General features: G+C 61.7%; 17 protein-coding genes. 5 read left to right on the top strand and 12 right to left on the bottom strand.

Annotation, left to right across the window (positions count from 1 at the left end):
* Positions 1-3 precede the first annotated feature (3 nt).
* The 3 genes from HDE75_RS26385 to HDE75_RS26395 all read left to right on the top strand — a co-directional run bounded on the left by HDE75_RS26385 (position 4) and on the right by HDE75_RS26395 (position 2,382).
* Entirely contained in the window at positions 4-1,650 is a 1,647-nt protein-coding gene (locus HDE75_RS26385; RefSeq protein ID WP_183683039.1) for a serine hydrolase, read from the top strand.
* Between the two features lie 283 nt (positions 1,651-1,933).
* Positions 1,934-2,128 (top strand): hypothetical protein, encoded by a 195-nt coding sequence (locus HDE75_RS26390; RefSeq protein ID WP_183683042.1) that lies wholly within the window; start codon positions 1,934-1,936, stop codon positions 2,126-2,128.
* A 62-nt stretch (positions 2,129-2,190) separates the two neighbouring features.
* On the top strand, positions 2,191-2,382 hold the full coding sequence (locus HDE75_RS26395; RefSeq protein ID WP_183683044.1) for a hypothetical protein: 192 nt from the start codon (positions 2,191-2,193) through the stop codon (positions 2,380-2,382).
* Positions 2,383-2,441: 59 nt separating this feature from the next.
* Here HDE75_RS26395 and HDE75_RS26400 read toward each other — a convergent pair whose 3' ends face one another.
* Both HDE75_RS26400 and HDE75_RS26405 read right to left on the bottom strand, forming a co-directional pair.
* Positions 2,442-3,269: a class I SAM-dependent methyltransferase gene (locus HDE75_RS26400; protein ID WP_183683048.1), complete on the bottom strand. Its 828-nt coding sequence runs from the start codon at positions 3,267-3,269 to the stop codon at positions 2,442-2,444.
* Between the two features lie 89 nt (positions 3,270-3,358).
* A complete protein-coding gene (locus HDE75_RS26405; protein WP_183683051.1) occupies positions 3,359-4,036 on the bottom strand; it encodes a pyridoxamine 5'-phosphate oxidase family protein in 678 nt (225 codons plus the stop codon).
* 112 nt (positions 4,037-4,148) lie between these two features.
* On the opposite strand from HDE75_RS26405, the gene pdxR reads away from it, so the two are divergent.
* On the top strand, positions 4,149-5,621 hold the full coding sequence (gene pdxR, locus HDE75_RS26410; protein WP_183683053.1) for a MocR-like pyridoxine biosynthesis transcription factor PdxR: 1,473 nt from the start codon (positions 4,149-4,151) through the stop codon (positions 5,619-5,621).
* Here pdxR and HDE75_RS26415 read toward each other — a convergent pair.
* From HDE75_RS26415 to HDE75_RS26460, 10 genes are all read right to left on the bottom strand, one after another.
* Positions 5,612-6,391 carry a fused MFS/spermidine synthase gene (locus HDE75_RS26415; protein WP_183683056.1) on the bottom strand — a complete coding sequence of 260 codons (780 nt, stop codon included), beginning with the start codon at positions 6,389-6,391 and terminating at the stop codon, positions 5,612-5,614. The two genes, pdxR and HDE75_RS26415, sit on opposite strands and share 10 nt — an antisense overlap.
* Positions 6,392-6,455: 64 nt before the next feature.
* Positions 6,456-6,962 carry an FxDxF family PEP-CTERM protein gene (locus tag HDE75_RS26420; protein ID WP_183683060.1) on the bottom strand — a complete coding sequence of 169 codons (507 nt, stop codon included), beginning with the start codon at positions 6,960-6,962 and terminating at the stop codon, positions 6,456-6,458.
* Between the two features lie 227 nt (positions 6,963-7,189).
* Complete coding sequence (locus tag HDE75_RS26425) at positions 7,190-8,536, bottom strand: sensor histidine kinase (RefSeq protein ID WP_221292014.1); 1,347 nt, start codon at positions 8,534-8,536, stop codon at positions 7,190-7,192.
* Positions 8,536-9,879, bottom strand: a complete 1,344-nt coding sequence (locus HDE75_RS26430) for a sigma-54-dependent transcriptional regulator (RefSeq protein WP_183683063.1) — start codon at positions 9,877-9,879, stop codon at positions 8,536-8,538. The genes HDE75_RS26425 and HDE75_RS26430 overlap by 1 nt, the downstream gene beginning before the upstream one ends.
* A 49-nt stretch (positions 9,880-9,928) precedes the next feature.
* The gene (locus HDE75_RS26435) at positions 9,929-11,164 is read right to left on the bottom strand and encodes an ABC transporter permease (RefSeq protein ID WP_183683065.1); all 1,236 of its coding nucleotides are present in this window, start codon (positions 11,162-11,164) and stop codon (positions 9,929-9,931) included.
* Between the two features lie 42 nt (positions 11,165-11,206).
* Positions 11,207-12,517 carry an ABC transporter permease gene (locus HDE75_RS26440; RefSeq protein ID WP_183683069.1) on the bottom strand — a complete coding sequence of 437 codons (1,311 nt, stop codon included), beginning with the start codon at positions 12,515-12,517 and terminating at the stop codon, positions 11,207-11,209.
* Positions 12,518-12,526: 9 nt separating this feature from the next.
* On the bottom strand, positions 12,527-13,255 hold the full coding sequence (locus tag HDE75_RS26445) for an ABC transporter ATP-binding protein (protein ID WP_183683072.1): 729 nt from the start codon (positions 13,253-13,255) through the stop codon (positions 12,527-12,529).
* A 43-nt stretch (positions 13,256-13,298) separates the two neighbouring features.
* Positions 13,299-14,564 carry an efflux RND transporter periplasmic adaptor subunit gene (locus tag HDE75_RS26450; RefSeq protein WP_183683111.1) on the bottom strand — a complete coding sequence of 422 codons (1,266 nt, stop codon included), beginning with the start codon at positions 14,562-14,564 and terminating at the stop codon, positions 13,299-13,301.
* 158 nt (positions 14,565-14,722) lie between these two features.
* The gene (locus tag HDE75_RS26455) at positions 14,723-15,589 is read right to left on the bottom strand and encodes a type 1 glutamine amidotransferase domain-containing protein (protein ID WP_183683074.1); all 867 of its coding nucleotides are present in this window, start codon (positions 15,587-15,589) and stop codon (positions 14,723-14,725) included.
* A 25-nt stretch (positions 15,590-15,614) separates the two neighbouring features.
* Positions 15,615-16,430 carry an SDR family NAD(P)-dependent oxidoreductase gene (locus HDE75_RS26460; RefSeq protein ID WP_183683077.1) on the bottom strand — a complete coding sequence of 272 codons (816 nt, stop codon included), beginning with the start codon at positions 16,428-16,430 and terminating at the stop codon, positions 15,615-15,617.
* Between the two features lie 203 nt (positions 16,431-16,633).
* On the opposite strand from HDE75_RS26460, the gene HDE75_RS26465 reads away from it, so the two are divergent.
* Entirely contained in the window at positions 16,634-17,581 is a 948-nt protein-coding gene (locus HDE75_RS26465; protein WP_183683079.1) for a GlxA family transcriptional regulator, read from the top strand.
* Positions 17,582-17,584 lie beyond the last annotated feature (3 nt).

A 17,584-nucleotide genomic window follows, 5' to 3' on the forward strand; every position in this document is an offset into this window, starting at 1 on the left:
CTGATGAAAAATAGCTACCAACTGCATCGCATGACCGCCGCCATCGTGCTGGCGTTTTCCAGCGTCACCTTGCCAGCCATGGCCGCTGACATTGCGCCTGCCATCGCCACTGCAACGGCAGCCGTGCCGGCCTTCGACCTGGACCAGGATGTCAATAGCGCCCTGAAAACCTTCGACGTGCCCGGCATCGCGATTGCCATCGTCAAGGATGGCAAGGTCATCACGGCCAAGGGTTTTGGCGTGCGCAAGCTCGGTGATCCGGCTCCCGTCGATGCGAAGACGCTGTTCGAAGTAGCGTCCAACTCGAAGGGTTTTACGGCGGCCGCGCTATCGATGCTGGTCGACGAAGGCAAGCTGGCCTGGGATGATCCGGTGACCAAGCATCTGCCTGGTTTCCAGATGTACGATTCGTATGTGACGGGCGCGATGACCATCCGCGACCTGCTGACGCACCGCAGTGGCCTGGGCCTGGGCGCCGGCGATTTGCTGTGGTGGCCGACCACCACCTTCAGCACCGATGAAATCATTGAAAAGCTGCGCTACATCCGCCCGGCCACCAGTTTCCGCAGCAGCTACGCCTACGACAATCTGCTGTACATCGTCGCCGGCAAGATCATCGCTGAAAAGACGGGCAAGACCTGGGGCGAGGCCGTGCATGAACGCATCCTCACGCCTATGGGCATGACGTCCACCACTACCAGCCTGACGGAAAACGCAGGCAATCCCGACGTGGCCAATGCGCACAGCAAGATCAACGGCAAGATCGCCGCCGTCAAATCGATGCCGGTACCGAACGCGGTGGGCGCCGTCGGCATCAACACGAATGCGGAAGATATCGCCAAGTGGATGATGGTGCTGCTCGATGGCGGCAAGATCGCCGGCGTGCAGGACAAGGATGGCAAGCAAGCGCGTCTGTTCAGCGAAAAGCAGGGCCGCGAGATGTGGTCGGAACAGACGCCGATAAAAATCGGTGAACCCAAACCGGCGCTGGCGGCGACCAAGCCGAACTTCAGCGCGTATGGCCTGGGCTTCCAGCTGCGCGATTACAAGGGCATGAAAGTGGCCATGCATGGCGGCGCGCTGCAAGGATTCTATTCGCGCGTGGTGATGGTGCCGGAAGCGAAACTGGGCGTGGCGATCCTGACCAATGCCGAGAATGGCGGTTCGATGACGGCGCTGCAATGGCGCATCCTCGACCATTACCTCAATGCTGCGCCATCTGACTGGATCAAGCTGGTGTCCAAGGTGGAGCAGGACCAGCACGAAGCCGAAGTCAAGAAGGTGGGCAATGCTTCGAGTGCGCGCGCTGCGAAATCGCAGCCTTCGCTGCCACTGGCGTCGTATGACGGCGAGTATGAAGACGCCTGGTATGGCAAGGTCGTGATCAGGCATGAAGGCAAGAAGCAGATCCTCAGCTTCACGCGCACGCCAGACCTGACGGGCGAGCTGGAACACTTCCAGCACGATACCTTCATCGTGCGCTGGAAAGAGCGCAATTTCAACGCCGACGCCTATGTGACGTTCTCGCTGAACCCGGACGGCAGCATCGACCGCGTGAAGATGGCGCCGGTCTCTGCCGAAACGGATTTCAGCTATGACTTCCAGGATTTGAACCTGCTGCCGGTGAAAGCCAAGGAAGCGAAGAAATAAGCACGGTATTCGCGACCATACAAGAACCGCAGCCTGGTCTGCGGTTTTTTTTCGTCCCTTGCCATCGAAATGCGAGTTGGCTGAGCCATAAGCCGCTTTTTATTTTATGAAGATATTTAATAAATAAACATTATCTTGTTTTCTTGTTTAAACATTTAGTAACTTTTCTTGGTGCTACTATTTCCATGCGCCAAGCGTCTATCGATAGACGATTTTTGGTGGCTGGTTTGTTTTTCTTTCAGTAGTTTTTATAACGACTCAACACTTTGGGAATGGAATAAAAATGATCAATGTAAAGAAAGCCGTCTTTGTCTTTTGCGCCGCCCTTGGTTTTGCCGGCGCCCTCAGCTCCACCGCCTACGCCTTGCCGACGCGTGAAACATGTGAAGAGGCCCGCGACGCCTGCCTCAATGACGGCGATCAGAATGGCTGCGCACTGGTCAAGCGCCTGTGTGGCGTGTATGGCATCCACGTATAAGGTAGCCAACACAGCTAGCCCTGGTTTTTTTAAGAACTGAACTCTTCGGGATTGGAATCGATATGCTGAATATGAAAAAAGCGTTCTTTTTGTTTGCTACTGCAGTCGGCCTGGCAGGCGCCTTGGGTACTGCATATGCGCAGCCGACGCGTCTTGAATGCATGAAAGCATCAATCGCATGCACGGTGGACGATAATATGGACCAATGCTGGGTGGTGTCGCGCTTTTGTGGCGTGTACGGTATTTTTGTGTAAGGCGGGCGCTTAGGCAGAGGGACGGCGGTACGCCGTATCGGCGCGCCGCCGTTCAGGCATTACGGTTTGACGAACTTCAGGGTCATGCGGTCGCTCTCGCCGATGGCCGTGTATTTGGCGCGGTCGGTATCGTTGTTGGCATAAGTGGGTGGCAGCGCCCAGACGCCGCCCTGGTGCTCGGCGTTATCCTTGGGATTGGCGTTGATTTCCGACTTGGCGGCCAGCTTGAAGCCCGCGCTTTCCACCAGGCGTATCACGTACGCTTCATGCATATAGCCGGTGCTGGCCTGCGCATCCTGCGCTTTGCCGGTGGGCAGGCGGTGTTCGACGACGCCGAATACGCCACCCGGTTTCAAGCTGTCGTAGACTTCCTTGAACAGCGTTTTCATGCCGTCTTCGCCGATCGGTATCCAGTTATGGATATTGCGGAAGGTGAGCACCATATCGGCCGTGCCCTTGGGCGCGATACGGTAGGTGGCCGGTGGTGCAAAGGCGCCGATTTCCACCTTGCCGAAGGCGGCCGGATTGGTATCGAGTTTTTGCTGGAAGCGGGCTGCGCTCTTGCGCGCGCCTTCGCTGGCGGACTGCGGGTCGCTGCCGGCGGCGATCAGCTTGCCATGGTCGTGCAGATACGGGCCCAGGATCTCCGTGTACCAGCCACCGCCGGGCGCCAGTTCCACCACCGTCATGGTCGGCTTGATGCCGAAGAAAGTCAGCGTTTCGTACGGGTGGCGGGCGCCATCGCGCGCCGCGTTGGCCGGGGTGCGCGCGCTGCCGGCAATCGCCGCCTTCAAGGCTGCGTCGCCCGTGTCGGCAGCCATAGCAGCGCCGCCGCTGCAGGCCAGCATGGCGGCCACTACCCCGGCCAGGGATACGCGCTTGCTCATCGTGTGCTCCATCATATGCTCCATATGTTTGGGAATCGGTTGGCGGCTATCGCCATCAATCCCGATCATCAGGCAAGCACGCGTGCGGGTCAAGCGGATTCCGTGGGCCACCCCGTGACGTAAGCGGGCGCCTCGCTGGTGCACAGCACATCGGCGATAGCCGGGCCACGGCCGTGCGTGAAGGGTAATTCACCCGTCCATACGGCGTGCGCCAGGTCCGCCTCGTCATCTTGCGGGCCGCCTCGGCGCTGCTTGACGGCGCATTCATCGAGCGCGATGCGCAGCACCGTGGTGGCGCCATATTCCTTGTCGCTGCCGCCGCGCACCTGCGCCTGGCGGCCCGGCGCCAGCTTGTCCATCAGGGCTTCCATGGCCGCGTGCTGCAGGGCGATGTCATCGACTTTTTCAAACTGCCCGTAAATCATCGCCGAGCGGTAATTCATGGTGTGGTTGAAGGCTGAGCGGGCCAGCACCAGGCCGTCGAGATGGGTGACCGTCACGCAAGCGTCGCCCCCATCGAGCAGGCGTTTGAGCATGCGGCTGCCGTTCGAACCATGGATGTACAAATGTTCGCCGATGCGCCAGCAGGCGGTGGGGATGCAATGGCTGCCCAGCGCATCGTGAAAGGCGATGTGGCACAGGTAGGTGTCGTCGAGGATGGCGTGCAGAGTAGCCTGCTCGTAGCGGGCCAGTTCGGCCACGCGGCGCACACGGGTACGAGCGCTAGGAGGGCTGGGAGGAGAGGGGACGATAGTGTAGTCGGTCATGGCGGCAGTCCTGTGGGTGAATGGCAGAGCGCGCACTATAATCGCTGGCTGGTTCTGGAAAAAGATCCAGAACCCAGTAATATTCTAGAGCCACGAGGCAGAGGGAAGTGCCATGGACTACAGCCTGCTATTCGCTACTTTCGAGCGCGGGCACCGCGAACGGAACTGGCCGCGCCAGCGCCTGCTACATGAATGCCTGCGCGCGGCCATCCGCACGGGCCAGCTGGCGCCCGGCATGCGTCTGGCGGCCACGCGCGTGCTGGCACAGGAACTGGGAGTGGCGCGCAATACGGTGCTGTACGCCTATGAGCAATTGGCCAGCGAAGGGTTTGTGCTGGCAGGCCGGAGCGGCACGGTCGTCGCTGGCAGCGCCGGCGTGGCCGTTTCATCACCGGCAAGCACTGTGCAAATAGGGCTGTCGCGCCGCGCCACGCATTTGCGCGGGGTGGCCGGGCAGGATGGAAGTGCCTCGGTGGTGTTCCCGGCCGACGTGATGGGCGCGTTTGCGCCGGGCGTGCCGGCGCTCGACGAATTCCCTTTGACCCAATGGCGGCGCATGCTGGATCGGGCCTGGCGCGCCGTCTCGCCGCGCCAGCTCAATTATGGCGATCCGGCTGGCGAGCCGCAGTTGCGGGTGGCGATCGCCGAGCATTTGCGCGCCGCGCGCGGGGTGGTCTGCGATGCGGGCCAGGTATTCATCACCGATGGCACGCAAAGCAGCCTGGAAGTGTGTTTGCGCGCGTTTGCCGACCAGGGCGACACCTTGTGGATCGAGCATCCCGGTTATGGCGGCGCGCTGGCGGCAGGGCGCGCGGCTGGCCTGGAAGTGGTGGGCATCCCTGTCGATGCCGATGGCATGGCGCCCAGTGACAATGACTGGATCGCTGCGCCGCCGCGTCTGGTCTACACCACGCCGTCGCATCAATATCCGACCGGCAGCGTACTGAGTCCGGCGCGCCGCCTGGCCCTGCTCGAGCGCGCGCGCGCCAGCGGCGCGCTGATCCTGGAAGATGACTACGACAGCGAATTTCGCCATGGCGGGCCACCGCTGGCCGCCATGCAGGGGCTGGTGAACGACGCACCCGTGGTGTATCTGGGCACCTTCAGCAAGACCATGTTCCCGGCGCTGCGCATCGCCTTTATCGTGGTGCCGGCGGCCCTGGCCACGGCGTTTGGCCAGATGCAGGCGCAGTGCGCCGTGCGAGGACGCGCCGCCGAACAGCTGGCGCTAGCCGAATTCCTGCGCAGCGGCCTGTTTGCCCGCCATGTGCGGCGCATGCGCCGTTTGTACCGGCAGCGCCGCGATGCGCTGTCGGAAGCGTTGCTGCGCCACGCGTGTGATGGCGCCAGCGTATATGGCGGCGCGGCCGGCATGCACCTGGCGCTGCGTTTTGACGACCCTGCATGCGATGATATTGCGCTGAGCCGGCGCGCCGCGCAGGCCGGCATCGTGGCGCTGGCGCTGGGCGCCCACGCCACGGGGGAGCGTCCCGGCTGGAGCGGTTTTCTGCTCGGCTATTCACAGGTGCCGGCCGAGAATATGGATGGACTGGTGCGCCAGCTTGGGGCGTTGATTTACTGCTGATCCAGCATCCACTGCTTCAAGCCATTGACCCAGTTTTTTGCTGGCAGGTTGTACTGTTTTTTGATGGCTACGGCGCGTTCGTACAAGTCGCTGAAGTCGAGCGAGGGCGACTTTTTAAAGGCCAGCACGACGATGTTTTCATCCTGCAGTTCAGGCACCCAGACAACGGCGTCGAACACCAGTTCCATCGCCTGCAGATTCTTGTCGTAGCTGGCAAAGTCGCCAAACACATTGGTGGTCATGATGCCGTCGTCCGTCAGGCAGTCGAAGCAGGCTTGATAAAACTCGGGCGTGTCGAGCACGGGGCCGCGCGCCTCTTCGTCGTACAGGTCCACCTGCAGTACGTCGATCGTGCCGTGGTTACTGGTGTCGAGCACGAAGTCGAGCGCATTCATTTCACGCACGTCGAGGCGCGTGTCATTCGGCGGCAGCGCAAACTGGGCCCCGCAGATGGCGATGATGTTGGGATTGAGCTCGGCCACTGTCACGTTCGTCTCGGGAAAGCGGCGGTAGCTGAACTTGGTCAGCGCTGCGCTGCCCAGGCCCAGTTGTACGATGCGTTTGGGCTGCGTCTTGAATAGCATCCACATCATCATCATCTGCACGTATTCGAGCTCAATGGCATCGGGTTTGTCGATGCGCATGGCGCCCTGCACCCACTTGGTCCCCAGGTGCAGGTAGCGGATGCCGCGGTGTTCGGTGATGGTGGCGGGTGGATGGTCCGGATGGCTGAAGGCGGTATTGCTGTTGTTGGTGAAGTCGGTATGCATGGCGCCAGTGTAGCAGTACGCATAAAAAAAGACGCCGCAGCGTCTTTGGTGGGGTGCTTCAGTTTCAGCTGCGGCGCCGGCGCACGGCATAGCCGATCAGGCCCAGGCCGGCCAGCAGCATGCCGTAGGTCGCCGGTTCCGGCACGGCCACGATGTTGAAATTGCCGCCATAGCTGGCAATGCCGCGCGAAATGCCCGTAATGGTCAGTATCAGCGGTGCCGTCGTGGCCAGGTCGCCGATCGACGCGGCGCCGGAAAAGGTCGTGCCGCCGCTGCTGGTGGCGTACAGCTGCAGCGCCACCCCATTCAGGGTTGCTGACAGGAACTCGATGTATTGGTTCCGGTTGACGCTGACATTGGTGAAGCCGCCATTGACGAGGAAGTTGCCACTCGCCGGTGCAAAGGTAAAGGTGTCGACAAAATTGTCGGCCACATGGTCCGCACCGAAGTGGGCTGTCCACTGGGGAGCGCTGCCTGCCAGCGTGATGTCGACATTCTTGTTGTCGGCGGCATACACGCCGCCAGCCGACACGGCAAGTACGGCCGCCAGTATCAGTGATTGTAGTTTCATGTTTGCCCCGCAAAGATAGTTTCGATGAGTGGCGAGTTCTGCTGGAAGCACGCCTGTACTTACCTTATCGGCAAGGATTTTTGTTGTCAATAATGTATATATAAATCGAAACAGATGAGTAAATAGCTTCTTGCTAACTGCGGGGCAGAGCGTCGCGGATTATTTCTGGTAGGAATTTTAATGATGTATTTTTAATACAAATAAATATTTTAAAAGCAATCAAATTGCTAATTGTTTCCTTCGCCCACAGGCAGGATCATGGTCACGGCCAGGCCGCCGCCGTCGCGGTTGGACAAAGCGATGCGGCCGCCATGGGCTTCGGCGATTTCGCGTGCCAGCGCCAGGCCCAGGCCGGTACCGCTGCGTTTTGTGGAGTAAAAGGGCACCAGCGCGTTTTCCAGCACGGCGGCACTCATGCCGGGGCCACGGTCGCGCACTTCGATGCGTAACTGCCCCATGGCTTGGCTGACGTGCAGGCTGATGTACTGCGGCCGGGAACCCGATTCACACGCGTTCTTGAGCAGGTTGAGCAATGCTTGCTGCATTTGCGCCGCATCGAATATGGCTGGCTGCGCGGGAGGTTGGCCATCGAGGGTGAACGGGATTTGCGAGGCCAGCGTATCGAGAAACGGTTGCCAGTCGCAGCTGGCCATGCGCGGCGTGGGCAGCTTGGCAAAGCTGGCATAGCCGAGGATGAAGGTTTCCAGGTGCCGTGTGCGTTCCTCTATCGTGGCCAGGATTTGCGGCAGCCGTTCGGTCTGGCCACGCCGTACCAGTTCGGCGCCGGAATGGGCCAGCGAGGCCAGCGGCGCGAGCGAATTGTTCAATTCATGGCTGATCACGCGGATGACTTTTTTCCAGGTTTGCACTTCCTGGCGGCGCAGTTCATGCGTCAGCTGGCGCAGCAGCAGCAGTTCGTGCTTGCGGCCATTCAGGCTGAAGCGGCGCCGCGCCAGGTGATACACCTCTTCCTGTTCCCCTTCGCCGCTGGCAAACAGGCCGTCGTGGCCACGCGCCAGCGCGTCCGCCAGTGCCGGCGATGACTGCTGCACGATGTCTGGCAGGTGCTGCCCCTCCAGGCGGCGGCCTTGGTGCAGCAGCTGGCGCGCCGCCAGGTTGGCATACACGATGGCGCTGCCTTCGGCCACCAGCAGCATGGCCACCGGCGTGTTCTGCACCATGGTATCGAGCAGCAGTTCGCGCTGTACCAGGTCGAGGCGCTGCTTGCGTAGCACGTCGCCCAGGTGGTTGTGGGCTGCCACCAGGTCGGCTAGTTCATCGTTTTGCGGCCAGCGCAAGCTGAAGGCAAAGTCGCCGTCCTGGTAGCTGGCGACCGTGCCGCTCAATGCGCGAAACAGCGACAGCATCGTTTGCAGCTGGGCCCGGATGGTGATGATGGCGATCGGCACCACGCATAGCAGGGACAGGCCCATCACCAGCCATGGCTGGGCGGGAAAAAAATGCGACAGCAGCAGGGCGATCCCGATGCCGAGCACCATCAGGGTGCCGATCAGGGCCGTCCAGCGCGTCAGTAAGGACAGGCGCAGCGGCAGCCTTGGCGTGGGCGTCGGCATCAGGCGCGATCGATACCCAGGCGTTCCATGCGCCGGTACAGCGCCTGGCGCGACAGGCCCAGTTCCTGCGCCGCCTGGGTCACCACGCCCTGGGCGCGCTCCAGCGCTGCGATGACGCTGGCGCGGTCAGGTTCGGCGACCACGGCATCGCCGTCGGCCTTGGCGCGCAGCACAGGCAAACCCAGTTCTTCGGCGTGGATCAGAGGGCCAGGTGTCAGCAGGCTGGCGCGCTGCATGACGTTTTTCAATTCGCGCACATTGCCGGGCCAGCCGTACGCTTGCAAGGTCGCTTGTGCCTGCGTGTCCAGGCTCTTGCCGGCGCCCAGGAAATGCCGTGCCAGCACCAAAATGTCGGCCGGGCGCTGGGCCAGCGGCGGCAGGCGCAGCTCGATTACATTCAGGCGGTAGAACAGGTCTTCGCGGAAGGTGCCGGCGCGTATCATGGCCGGCAAGTCCGCATTGCTGGCACTGATCACGCGCACTTTCACATGCCGTTCGCGGTTTGAACCGAGCCGCTCGAAGCGGCCCGTTTCCAGCACCCGCAACAGCTTCATTTGCCCGGCCAGCGGCAAATTGCCTATCTCGTCGAGAAACAGGGTACCGCCGTCGGCCGCGTCGAACTTGCCGTCGCGCGCGCGGGTAGAACCCGTATAGGCGCCCGCTTCGGCGCCGAACAGTTCTGCCTCGATCAGGTCGACCGGCACGGCGCCGCAATTGAGCACTACGAAAGGGCCGTCGCGTACTGCCGAATTGGCTTGCACGATGGCGGCGATGCGTTCCTTGCCGCTGCCATTCGGGCCGCTGATCAGTACGGACACATCGGCGCGCGCCACCTGGCATGCCAGGTGCACCACGCGTTCGGTGGCGGGGTCTTGCCATACCATGCCGCACAAATCGAAAGACGTTTCCAACGCCTGCCGCTGGCGTTGTTCCTGTACCAGCCGGCTGCGCAATGCCTGATTGGCCTGGCCCAGTTCCAGCAGGTTTTGCACCGAGGCGATCAGGCGCCTGTCATCCCAAGGCTTGGCCAGGTAGTCGGCTGCGCCGGACTTGATCAGTTCAACGGCTGCATCGAGCTGGGTCCAGGCGGTCAACAGGATCACGGGCAAATCCGGATGGCGCGCGCGGATCGCGTGAAATAGCGCCACGCCTTCTTCGCCCGAGGTGGTGTCGGCCGTGAAGTTCATATCCTGGATCACCAGGTCGATGGCATGGCCCTGCAGCAGCGCCAGGCCCTCTTCGGGCGAGGCGGCGTGCAGGGAGTCGATCTCATGCAGTGAGAACAGTACGTCGAGCGCGATGGCTACGGCGGCATTGTCGTCAATAATCAGTACGGTAGGCATGGGCGCAGCATAGCATTGTCACGGCAGATGTAAATGCAGATCTCAATGCTCATGTGCTGCGCGTGGCGGTCGCTGGCGAAATACTGGCCGCGCGCCAGGCAGGACCATATACGGCACCGAGGCCGAGCAGCCAGAACACCAGTGCGCCACCGAGCAGATACGGCAGCGGCAGGCGCGCCATTTCCAGCTGGCTCACCAGCAGCTGGTTCAGTGCCAGTGCCAGCAGCACGCCGGCGGCCACGCCCAGGCTGGTGATCATGAAGTTCTCGGTCAGGAAGTAGCGCAGGATATCGATGCGCCGCGCGCCGAGGGCGCGCCGCACGCCGATCTGCTTGCGCCGCTGCGTCACCCACAGGCTGGCGATGCCGACGATGCCGCTGGCGGTGACCAGCAACAGCAGGGCCGATACCGTGATCAGCATCCACGACAGCGCGCGGTCGGCGCGGTAGCGTTTTTCGCGGTCATCATTCAGGCTGCGCAGGCGAACGATCAGCTTGTCCGGCGTGGCGGCGCGTACTGCCTGTTCCGCTTCTTTCATCACGCGCTCACGCTGGCCCGGTTCTGTGCGTACGGTCAGCAGGGTATCGCCGTCACCGCTCAGGCGAACCGGGTAAATCAGCGAAGATTCGCCGCGATCCCCCACTTCCGCTCCTTGCGTCTGCAGCCGTTCCACCACGCCTATCACCTGCAACTGCTGCGCGTCTTCGCCAGCACCCATGAATAGTGGCATGCCCAGCGCACTACCCCCGCCAGGGTGCAGCTTGTCGGCCAGCGCACGCGTGACGATGACTTGCGGCGGAAATTGATCGGTCACATTTTGATCGATATCGACGATTTCGGATGGCGTGAAATCACGCCCTTCAACCAGCTGCAGCCCCCAGGTCTTGATCAGTGAATCGGGTGAAGCGTAGATGGCGACGTTGGCGGAGCTCTTCGACTGCTTGCGGTCGGTAGAAAGGCCGCTGGTGCTACCCGAGCGTGATAATGGTACCTGGCTGACCTGTGCCACGGAGACGACGCCGGGCACGGCGCGCACGGCGGCGGCCAGGCGTTTTTGCAGCGCGACCTCCTCATTGTTGTCAAGCTTGCGCAAGTTACGCGACAGCAGGTGAAAAACGTCGTTTTCCGCTGCCACGCCGCTGGGCCGTGCCGCCACTTCCTGGCGCACGTTGACGATATGCAAGGCGTTGGCCAGGATAGCCAGGCTTAGCGCTACCTGCACGGCAACCAGGATGGCGCCGGTTTTGCTGCGCATCAGCGCAGAAAGGATGGGTCGGATTTCCATGATGTTCCTATTTCTATTTCTATTCGTATGCGGGGAACGAGCTTATTGCGACTTGAGCTGGATGGCCGGCGTTACCTGGCAGGCGCGCCAGGTCGGCAGCAGCCCGGCCAGGATCGCAGCGGCCACCGAAATGACAAAAGTCATCGTCAGCATTACCCAGTCCATGTGTGCAGCCACGGTCAGCTGTTTCGACTGCATGCCGATCAATGCCAGCGCACCGAAGGCCAGCAGCAGTCCCAGCACGCCGCCGACCAGGCCGATGACGGTGGTCTCGATCAGGAACTGGCGGAAGATGTCGGCACGTGCGGCGCCCAGGGCACGGCGTATGCCCACTTCGGAGGCGCGCACCGAGAATTTCGCCAGCAGCAGGCCGATGGTATTGACCAGGCACAGGGCCAGGAAACCGAAGGCCAGCCAGGCCGACAGTTTGTTGTCGTTGCCGACCACGTGCAGGTACTGCAACCATTCGCTGATGCTGAACAGCTGGTTGGGTGCATTACGCTTCAAGCGTCCCAGCTTGCGTTGTTCCTGCGCATAGCTGTCGAGGTAGTTCTGCAGTTCACCGCGCTGGCCATCGCTGGCCATCTCGAACCAGAATTGCAGCCAGGTGCATTCCGAATCGAGTGTGCCCTGATAGCCTGGCTCGCGGTCGCCGGAGCAGCTCATATGGCCGTCATTCGTCACCTGGTGGCGGATCGCGCTGGTGAAGGGAATAAAGTAGCCGTCTTCGCTGCCGAAGGCGCCGCCGCTGGCGATATTGTGGATGCGCGGCACCGGGTCCCAGGTATCGAGCACGCCCGTGACCTGGAATTGAAAGCCCATCAGCGACATGCGCTGGCCGACGGGATTGCTGTTGCCATAGAGTTTTTCCGCCAGCTTGCGCGACAGGACGATTACGTCGGCGCCTGCCGTATCGTCGGCTTCGCTCCATGGCTGGCCATACAGGAAAGGCGTCTCAAACATGGGGAAGAAATCGCGATACGCGGCGATGCCTTGCAAGCCGAAAGGATCGAGATTCTTGTTCTGCGGCTCGATCGTGCCGGCGATGCTATACATGACACTGCGCCGTTCGCCCATTTTGCTGTTCTGGAAATTGACGGCATCGCGGTAGCTGACCTGGTTGTCGCGCAATTCTTCGCCAGGCGTATAGCCGGCGAGCGGGCCGTTGTCGAGCAGCGGTACGAACATGCGCCCGTTCTTGTGCGGCAGGGGATTGCCCGACATGACGTGCAGGATGGTGAGGGTGGAAACGCTGGCAGCCACGCCGATGGCCAGGGTCAGCACCATCAGCGCTGTCAGGGCAGGATTGCGGCGCAGGCTGCGCAAGCCCAGCATGAAGTAATAACGCAACATGAGCTATCCTCAGGCGGTGGCGGCATTGCTGCCGGCCTTGTGTTGTCCCGCCACCAGCGATGGTCCCTTGTGCACCAGGTCCGACACCTGGCCATCGATGATGTGCACATTGCGCGGACTGCGCAGCGCCAGTTCCGGATCATGGGTGACCATCAGGATGGTGGTGCCCTGGGCATTGATTTCTTCCAGCAGTTCCATTACGCCGCGCGCCATTTGGGTATCGAGGTTACCGGTCGGTTCATCGGCCAGCAGCAGTTTGGGTGAGCCGGCCAGTGCGCGCGCGATTGCCACGCGCTGCTGCTGGCCGCCCGACAGTTCGGCCGGATAATGCTTCATGCGCGACGCCAGGCCTACCTTGGCCAGCGCGTCTTCGATGCGTTCTCGCCGCTCGGCGCTGTTGAAGCCCCGGTAGCGCAGAGGTACGTCTACATTGTCAAACAGGGACAGGTCGGGAATCAGGTTAAAACCCTGGAAGATGAAGCCCAGTTTTTCATTGCGCAGGCGCGAACGGGCACTGTCGTTCATGCCTTTGACGTTGACGCCGTCGAGGATGAATTCGCCATCGGTAAATTCTTCCAGCAGGCCGGCGATGTTCAGGAAGCTGGTCTTGCCCGAGCCGGACGGGCCCGTGACGGTGACGAATTCGCCTTGCTTGACGTGGATTTCGAAACCGCGCAGCGCGTGCGTTTCGATCATGTGGGTGCGGTAGACTTTGCTCAGATTTTGCATGCGCAGCATGGTAGGCCTCTTGGTATGCGTAGGAGTGAATGGAGTAGCTTGATTAATTGATGGAGACGCGGGCTGCGTTTTCGAACGTTTCCGTGCCGGCGATGACCACCTTGTCGCCCTGTTTCAGGCCACCCAGGATTTCGACGGCCGAGACGCTGGTGGCGCCCATCTTGATCGGCGTGCGGATCGCCACGCCATCACGCACCACATAGGCGAAGCGGCCGCCTTCGGATTCGACAAACGGGCCGCGCGCCAGCATCAGCACATTTGGTTTTTCATCGATCAGCAGGCGTGCCGTGGCGCGCTGGTTCTGGCGCAGGCCAGGCGGCTGTTCGCCGTTGAAGCGCACGCGCGCCAGTACCTGGTTTTTCACCACTTCGGGGGACAGCGCCGACAGCTTGCCGGTGGCCTTGACGGCGCCCACTTCGATCTCGGCGCTCATGCCCAGGCCGATATCGGCGACATAGGTTTCCGGTACTTCCAGCTCCACTTCCAGCTGCGACAGGTCGACCAGGGTCATCAAGGCTGTATTGGCTTGCACCACGCTGCGGTTAGCCACCGACAAGGTACCGATGAAACCATTCACGGGGGCGCGTACGGTCAGTTCGTCAACCCTGCGCTGGGCGTTGTCGCGGACGAGGCGCTGGCGGTCCAGTTCATTGACCTTGGTCTTGAGCGCCAGGGCCACGTCTTCGCTTTCCAGGCCGGCCGCTGCCGATGCCTGCTTGCTGCGGATCTCGGCGGAGTTCAGCGCATCCTTGGCCTTCTGGTAATCGATCTTGGCGATGATGCCGACCTGGGCCACGCTTTCATAACGTTCCAGGGTGCGCTGGGCGGACAGGCGGTCGATCTCGGCCGTGTCGGCGTCGCGCCGCGCCACCAGTTTTTGTTTGCGCGCCAGGATTTCCTGGCGCGCCACTTCCGCTTCCAGCTGCTGAACGCTGGATTGTTCGCGTTTGAGCGCGTCCGACAGGTCGGGCGATTCCAGTACCGCCAGGATGTCGCCCTTTTTCACCGTGTCGCCGGCCTTCGCTTTCAGGGTGACGGTGGCTACCGTGGTTGAATACAAGGTGGGGCTGATCGAGGCGACCACGCGGCCATTGACGGCGGCGTCGCGTATCAAGGTGCCGCGCGTGACTTCGGCAATGCGCAGGCGGCTGGCGCTGACGGAATGTTCGCTGTTGCGCCAGCCGCCGATGGCGGCGACGGCGGCGGCGATGATGAGGGCTGCGCCAGCGACGAGCAGGGCGCGTTTCTTGTTGCGTTGGCCGGCGGGAGCGGCGACGACGGCGTCTTGGGCGGAGGTATCGCGGATCATGGTGGACATTTCGTGAAAGATGTCCTGATCTATGCACGATCCGTGCCAGTTTTATGTTGTTGATTTAAAAGGGAAAATAATTGATGCTCTGCTGTCCGGGCGTGTCCGTCTGTGTCCGCTTGTCCGTCCGGCAGTGGGGCCGGACGGACGCGGACCGTTCAGCGATGCCGGGCGTTGAGTTGCCTGACCAGTACGTCGCCAAATTCTGGTGCGGACATCGGTTGCTGGCCGGTGATCAGTTCGCGATCAACGATGACGTTGCTGTGCCAGTTCGCCACCGTGTCCACGTGTGCACCCGCTTCAGCCAGGGCATTGACGGGATAGAACTCCACGTTGCCGCCAAGACCCGACGGACCTTCAAGTTGCTGTTCTTCACCCGTAGAAAATACCGTCAGGCGATAACCTGCGTACGGCCAGCCGGCCGCCAGCGCATTGGCCTTGCCGTCGTTCGCACGCATTGAAGCGAGGAAGGCGTCGGGATCGCTCAGTGCCGACAATAGCACCACCGGTCCATGGCAGATGATGCCGGTGGGGCGCCCGGTCTGATGGAAACTGGCGAGTATCTTGCCCAGGTTGCGGTCCTTCAGCAGGTCCGCCATGGGAGCATGGCCACCAGGAATGAACAGGCCGACATAGCCTTTGCCGCCGTCGGCAGCGACGGCCGCCAGCATTTTCGGATGCTGCAGCTGCGTGATCGTTTGCACGTACTTCTCTGCCTCGGCCCGCGCTAGCTCATCGCCACCGAAAAACATCTTGTTATTCGAGTTGACGTCCATGACGGGCATATCGCCATTCGGGTTGGCGATCACCGGCTCGTAGCCGGCTTCCACCAGCTTACGGTAAGGCACCACGAACTCGTTGAGGTAGTAGCCGGTCGCGTACTTCTTGCCGTCGCGCAGCGCCAGTTCGTGGGTGCTCGACATGACGACCAGCACTTTCCCGCGCGATTGCGCAGAGGCGGAAGGGGGCAGCGCAAAACTGGTGGCGATTGTCAGCAGGGCCGCACTGATTTTGAGGATACGCATGATGTTTTCTCCTGTCAGGGGAAGGTTAAGCCTTGCCCGCAGGCAGGGCGTAGCGCGGGGCAGGCTTGGCATTGGCGAACTGCGGCGCCAGGGCGCGGCGATCTGTTTCCCAGCGCGTCCAGCTTTCGCCATCGTGCAGTGTCGGTATCGTCACCAGCTCGCCCTGGTCCAGGCCGGCCAGGGCGGCGTCGACCAGGTCGCCTGCCGTCATGGTGCTGGCTGATTCCTTTTGCTTGGGATAACCGGCCACGTCCCAGAAATCGGTGGCCGTCGCCGCCGGCAGCACGGTCTGAATGCGCACGCCCTTGTCGGCGAGGTCGCGCTGCAAGGTGTGGCCAAAGCTCAGGACATAAGACTTCGAAGCGCTGTAGACGCCATTCAACAGCTCGACGGCGATGCCGACGGCTGAGCTGATATTGATGATGGTGCCCGAGGCCTTGCTGGCAAAGACCGGCGCCACGGCATAGGTCAGGCGCGTCAGCGCGGTGATGTTCAGGAAGATCATCGCTTCCATCTCATCGATATCCGCGTTGAGCACCGAGGCGACCGAGCCGACGCCCGCGTTATTGACCAGCATGGTGATGCTCGGGTCTTCGCGCAGGACGGCCTCGATCTTCGACAGTCCTGCCTTGTCGTTGAGGTCCGCTGCAATCGTCTGTACCGAGCGGCCCGTTTCCGCGCTCAGGCGCGCGGCCAGGGCTTGCAGGCGTCCGGCGTTGCGCGCCACCAGTATCAGGTCGTAGCCGCGCCTGGCTAGGCGGTCGGCGTACACGGCGCCTATGCCGGCCGAGGCGCCAGTGACGAGGGCAGTTCCTTTCGGGGAGGGGGTAGGGGATGTCATGATAGTGTCTCTTTCGAAATATTCACGCGACGGGATGTCGGGGGTAAGTGTGCATTTTGAGCTGGAAACCGGCATTCTCAAATGACGTAGATGCAATGATTCAGGTCATGCGGAATGGGTGCCGAGTGGCTTTCATCTGTCGTGGCGCGATGTCTGTTTTGTGATATATTCAATGAATTATGACTATCTGGAGCGGGGCACGCATGCATACCGTCGGACTGCTTGTTTATGCCAATTTCCAAGCGATGGGCCTGGCCGTTGCCAGCGTATTTGAATACACGAACCGTTTTCGCGGTGAGCAGGCCTATGTATTTCGCCTGGTCTCCGAGGAGGGCGGCCCGGTGATGACGTCGCAGCACTTTTCCGTCAATACAGAGCGGCTCAGGGAATACGCATACGACACCCTGATCGTGGCGGGCGACAATGACTGCCAGCTGCCGCCCGACAGCTTGCTGGACTATCTGCGCCAGGCGCCTGGCCAGAGCAGGCGGGTGGCCGCCATTTGCACCGGTGCAGTCGTGCTGGCCGCGGCCGGCCTGCTTGAAGGCAAGCATGCGACGACGCATTGGTTTCATGCCCAGGAATTCAGGCAGCAGTATCCCGGGGTACTGCTCGACGAAGACCGCATCTTTGTGGTCGATGGACAAATCTGGACTTCCGCAGGCATGACCGCAGGCGTCGACCTTGCACTGGCCATCGTTGAAAAGGATTTCGGGCTGGAGACTGCCCGCATGGTTGCGCGCAAGCTGGTGATGCATCAGCGCCGTGGCGGGGGCCAGTCGCAATTCTCCGCCTTGCTGGAACTCGACGCCAAGTCCGACCGCGTGCAGATGGCGCTGACGCATGCAAGGGAGCACCTGGCCAGCGACCTGTCGGTGGAAGTGCTGGCACAGGCTGCGCGTCTCAGTCCGCGTCAGTTTAGCCGGGTGTTCCGTGAAGAGACAGGCCTGTCGCCGGCCAAGGCGGTGGAACGCCTGCGCGTGGAAGCGGCGCGGCTGATGATGGAGACCACGCGGCACCCGATCGAAGTGATCGCGCGCGAGACGGGGTTTGGCGACCGGGAGCGCATGCGGCAGGCCTTCCTGCGCGCATTTGGACAGCCGCCGCAAGCGATACAAAGAACCTCGGCAGGCGCGGTGCTTGCCTTATAAAGC

It is taken from the genome of Janthinobacterium silvisoli (assembly GCF_014200725.1).
Classification (GTDB): domain Bacteria; phylum Pseudomonadota; class Gammaproteobacteria; order Burkholderiales; family Burkholderiaceae_D; genus Janthinobacterium.

What these genes read in the sequence shown, in the direction of transcription:
- HDE75_RS26385 (WP_183683039.1), top strand. Translation starts at nt 4, where the DNA reads ATGAAAAATAGCTACCAACTGCATCGCATGACCGCCGCCATCGTGCTG.
- HDE75_RS26390 (WP_183683042.1), top strand. Translation starts at nt 1,934, where the DNA reads ATGATCAATGTAAAGAAAGCCGTCTTTGTCTTTTGCGCCGCCCTTGGT.
- HDE75_RS26395 (WP_183683044.1), top strand. Translation starts at nt 2,191, where the DNA reads ATGCTGAATATGAAAAAAGCGTTCTTTTTGTTTGCTACTGCAGTCGGC.
- HDE75_RS26400 (WP_183683048.1), bottom strand. Translation starts at nt 3,269, where the DNA reads ATGAGCAAGCGCGTATCCCTGGCCGGGGTAGTGGCCGCCATGCTGGCC.
- HDE75_RS26405 (WP_183683051.1), bottom strand. Translation starts at nt 4,036, where the DNA reads ATGACCGACTACACTATCGTCCCCTCTCCTCCCAGCCCTCCTAGCGCT.
- pdxR (WP_183683053.1), top strand. Translation starts at nt 4,149, where the DNA reads ATGGACTACAGCCTGCTATTCGCTACTTTCGAGCGCGGGCACCGCGAA.
- HDE75_RS26415 (WP_183683056.1), bottom strand. Translation starts at nt 6,391, where the DNA reads ATGCATACCGACTTCACCAACAACAGCAATACCGCCTTCAGCCATCCG.
- HDE75_RS26420 (WP_183683060.1), bottom strand. Translation starts at nt 6,962, where the DNA reads ATGAAACTACAATCACTGATACTGGCGGCCGTACTTGCCGTGTCGGCT.
- HDE75_RS26425 (WP_221292014.1), bottom strand. Translation starts at nt 8,536, where the DNA reads ATGCCGACGCCCACGCCAAGGCTGCCGCTGCGCCTGTCCTTACTGACG.
- HDE75_RS26430 (WP_183683063.1), bottom strand. Translation starts at nt 9,879, where the DNA reads ATGCCTACCGTACTGATTATTGACGACAATGCCGCCGTAGCCATCGCG.
- HDE75_RS26435 (WP_183683065.1), bottom strand. Translation starts at nt 11,164, where the DNA reads ATGGAAATCCGACCCATCCTTTCTGCGCTGATGCGCAGCAAAACCGGC.
- HDE75_RS26440 (WP_183683069.1), bottom strand. Translation starts at nt 12,517, where the DNA reads ATGTTGCGTTATTACTTCATGCTGGGCTTGCGCAGCCTGCGCCGCAAT.
- HDE75_RS26445 (WP_183683072.1), bottom strand. Translation starts at nt 13,255, where the DNA reads ATGCTGCGCATGCAAAATCTGAGCAAAGTCTACCGCACCCACATGATC.
- HDE75_RS26450 (WP_183683111.1), bottom strand. Translation starts at nt 14,564, where the DNA reads ATGATCCGCGATACCTCCGCCCAAGACGCCGTCGTCGCCGCTCCCGCC.
- HDE75_RS26455 (WP_183683074.1), bottom strand. Translation starts at nt 15,589, where the DNA reads ATGCGTATCCTCAAAATCAGTGCGGCCCTGCTGACAATCGCCACCAGT.
- HDE75_RS26460 (WP_183683077.1), bottom strand. Translation starts at nt 16,430, where the DNA reads ATGACATCCCCTACCCCCTCCCCGAAAGGAACTGCCCTCGTCACTGGC.
- HDE75_RS26465 (WP_183683079.1), top strand. Translation starts at nt 16,634, where the DNA reads ATGCATACCGTCGGACTGCTTGTTTATGCCAATTTCCAAGCGATGGGC.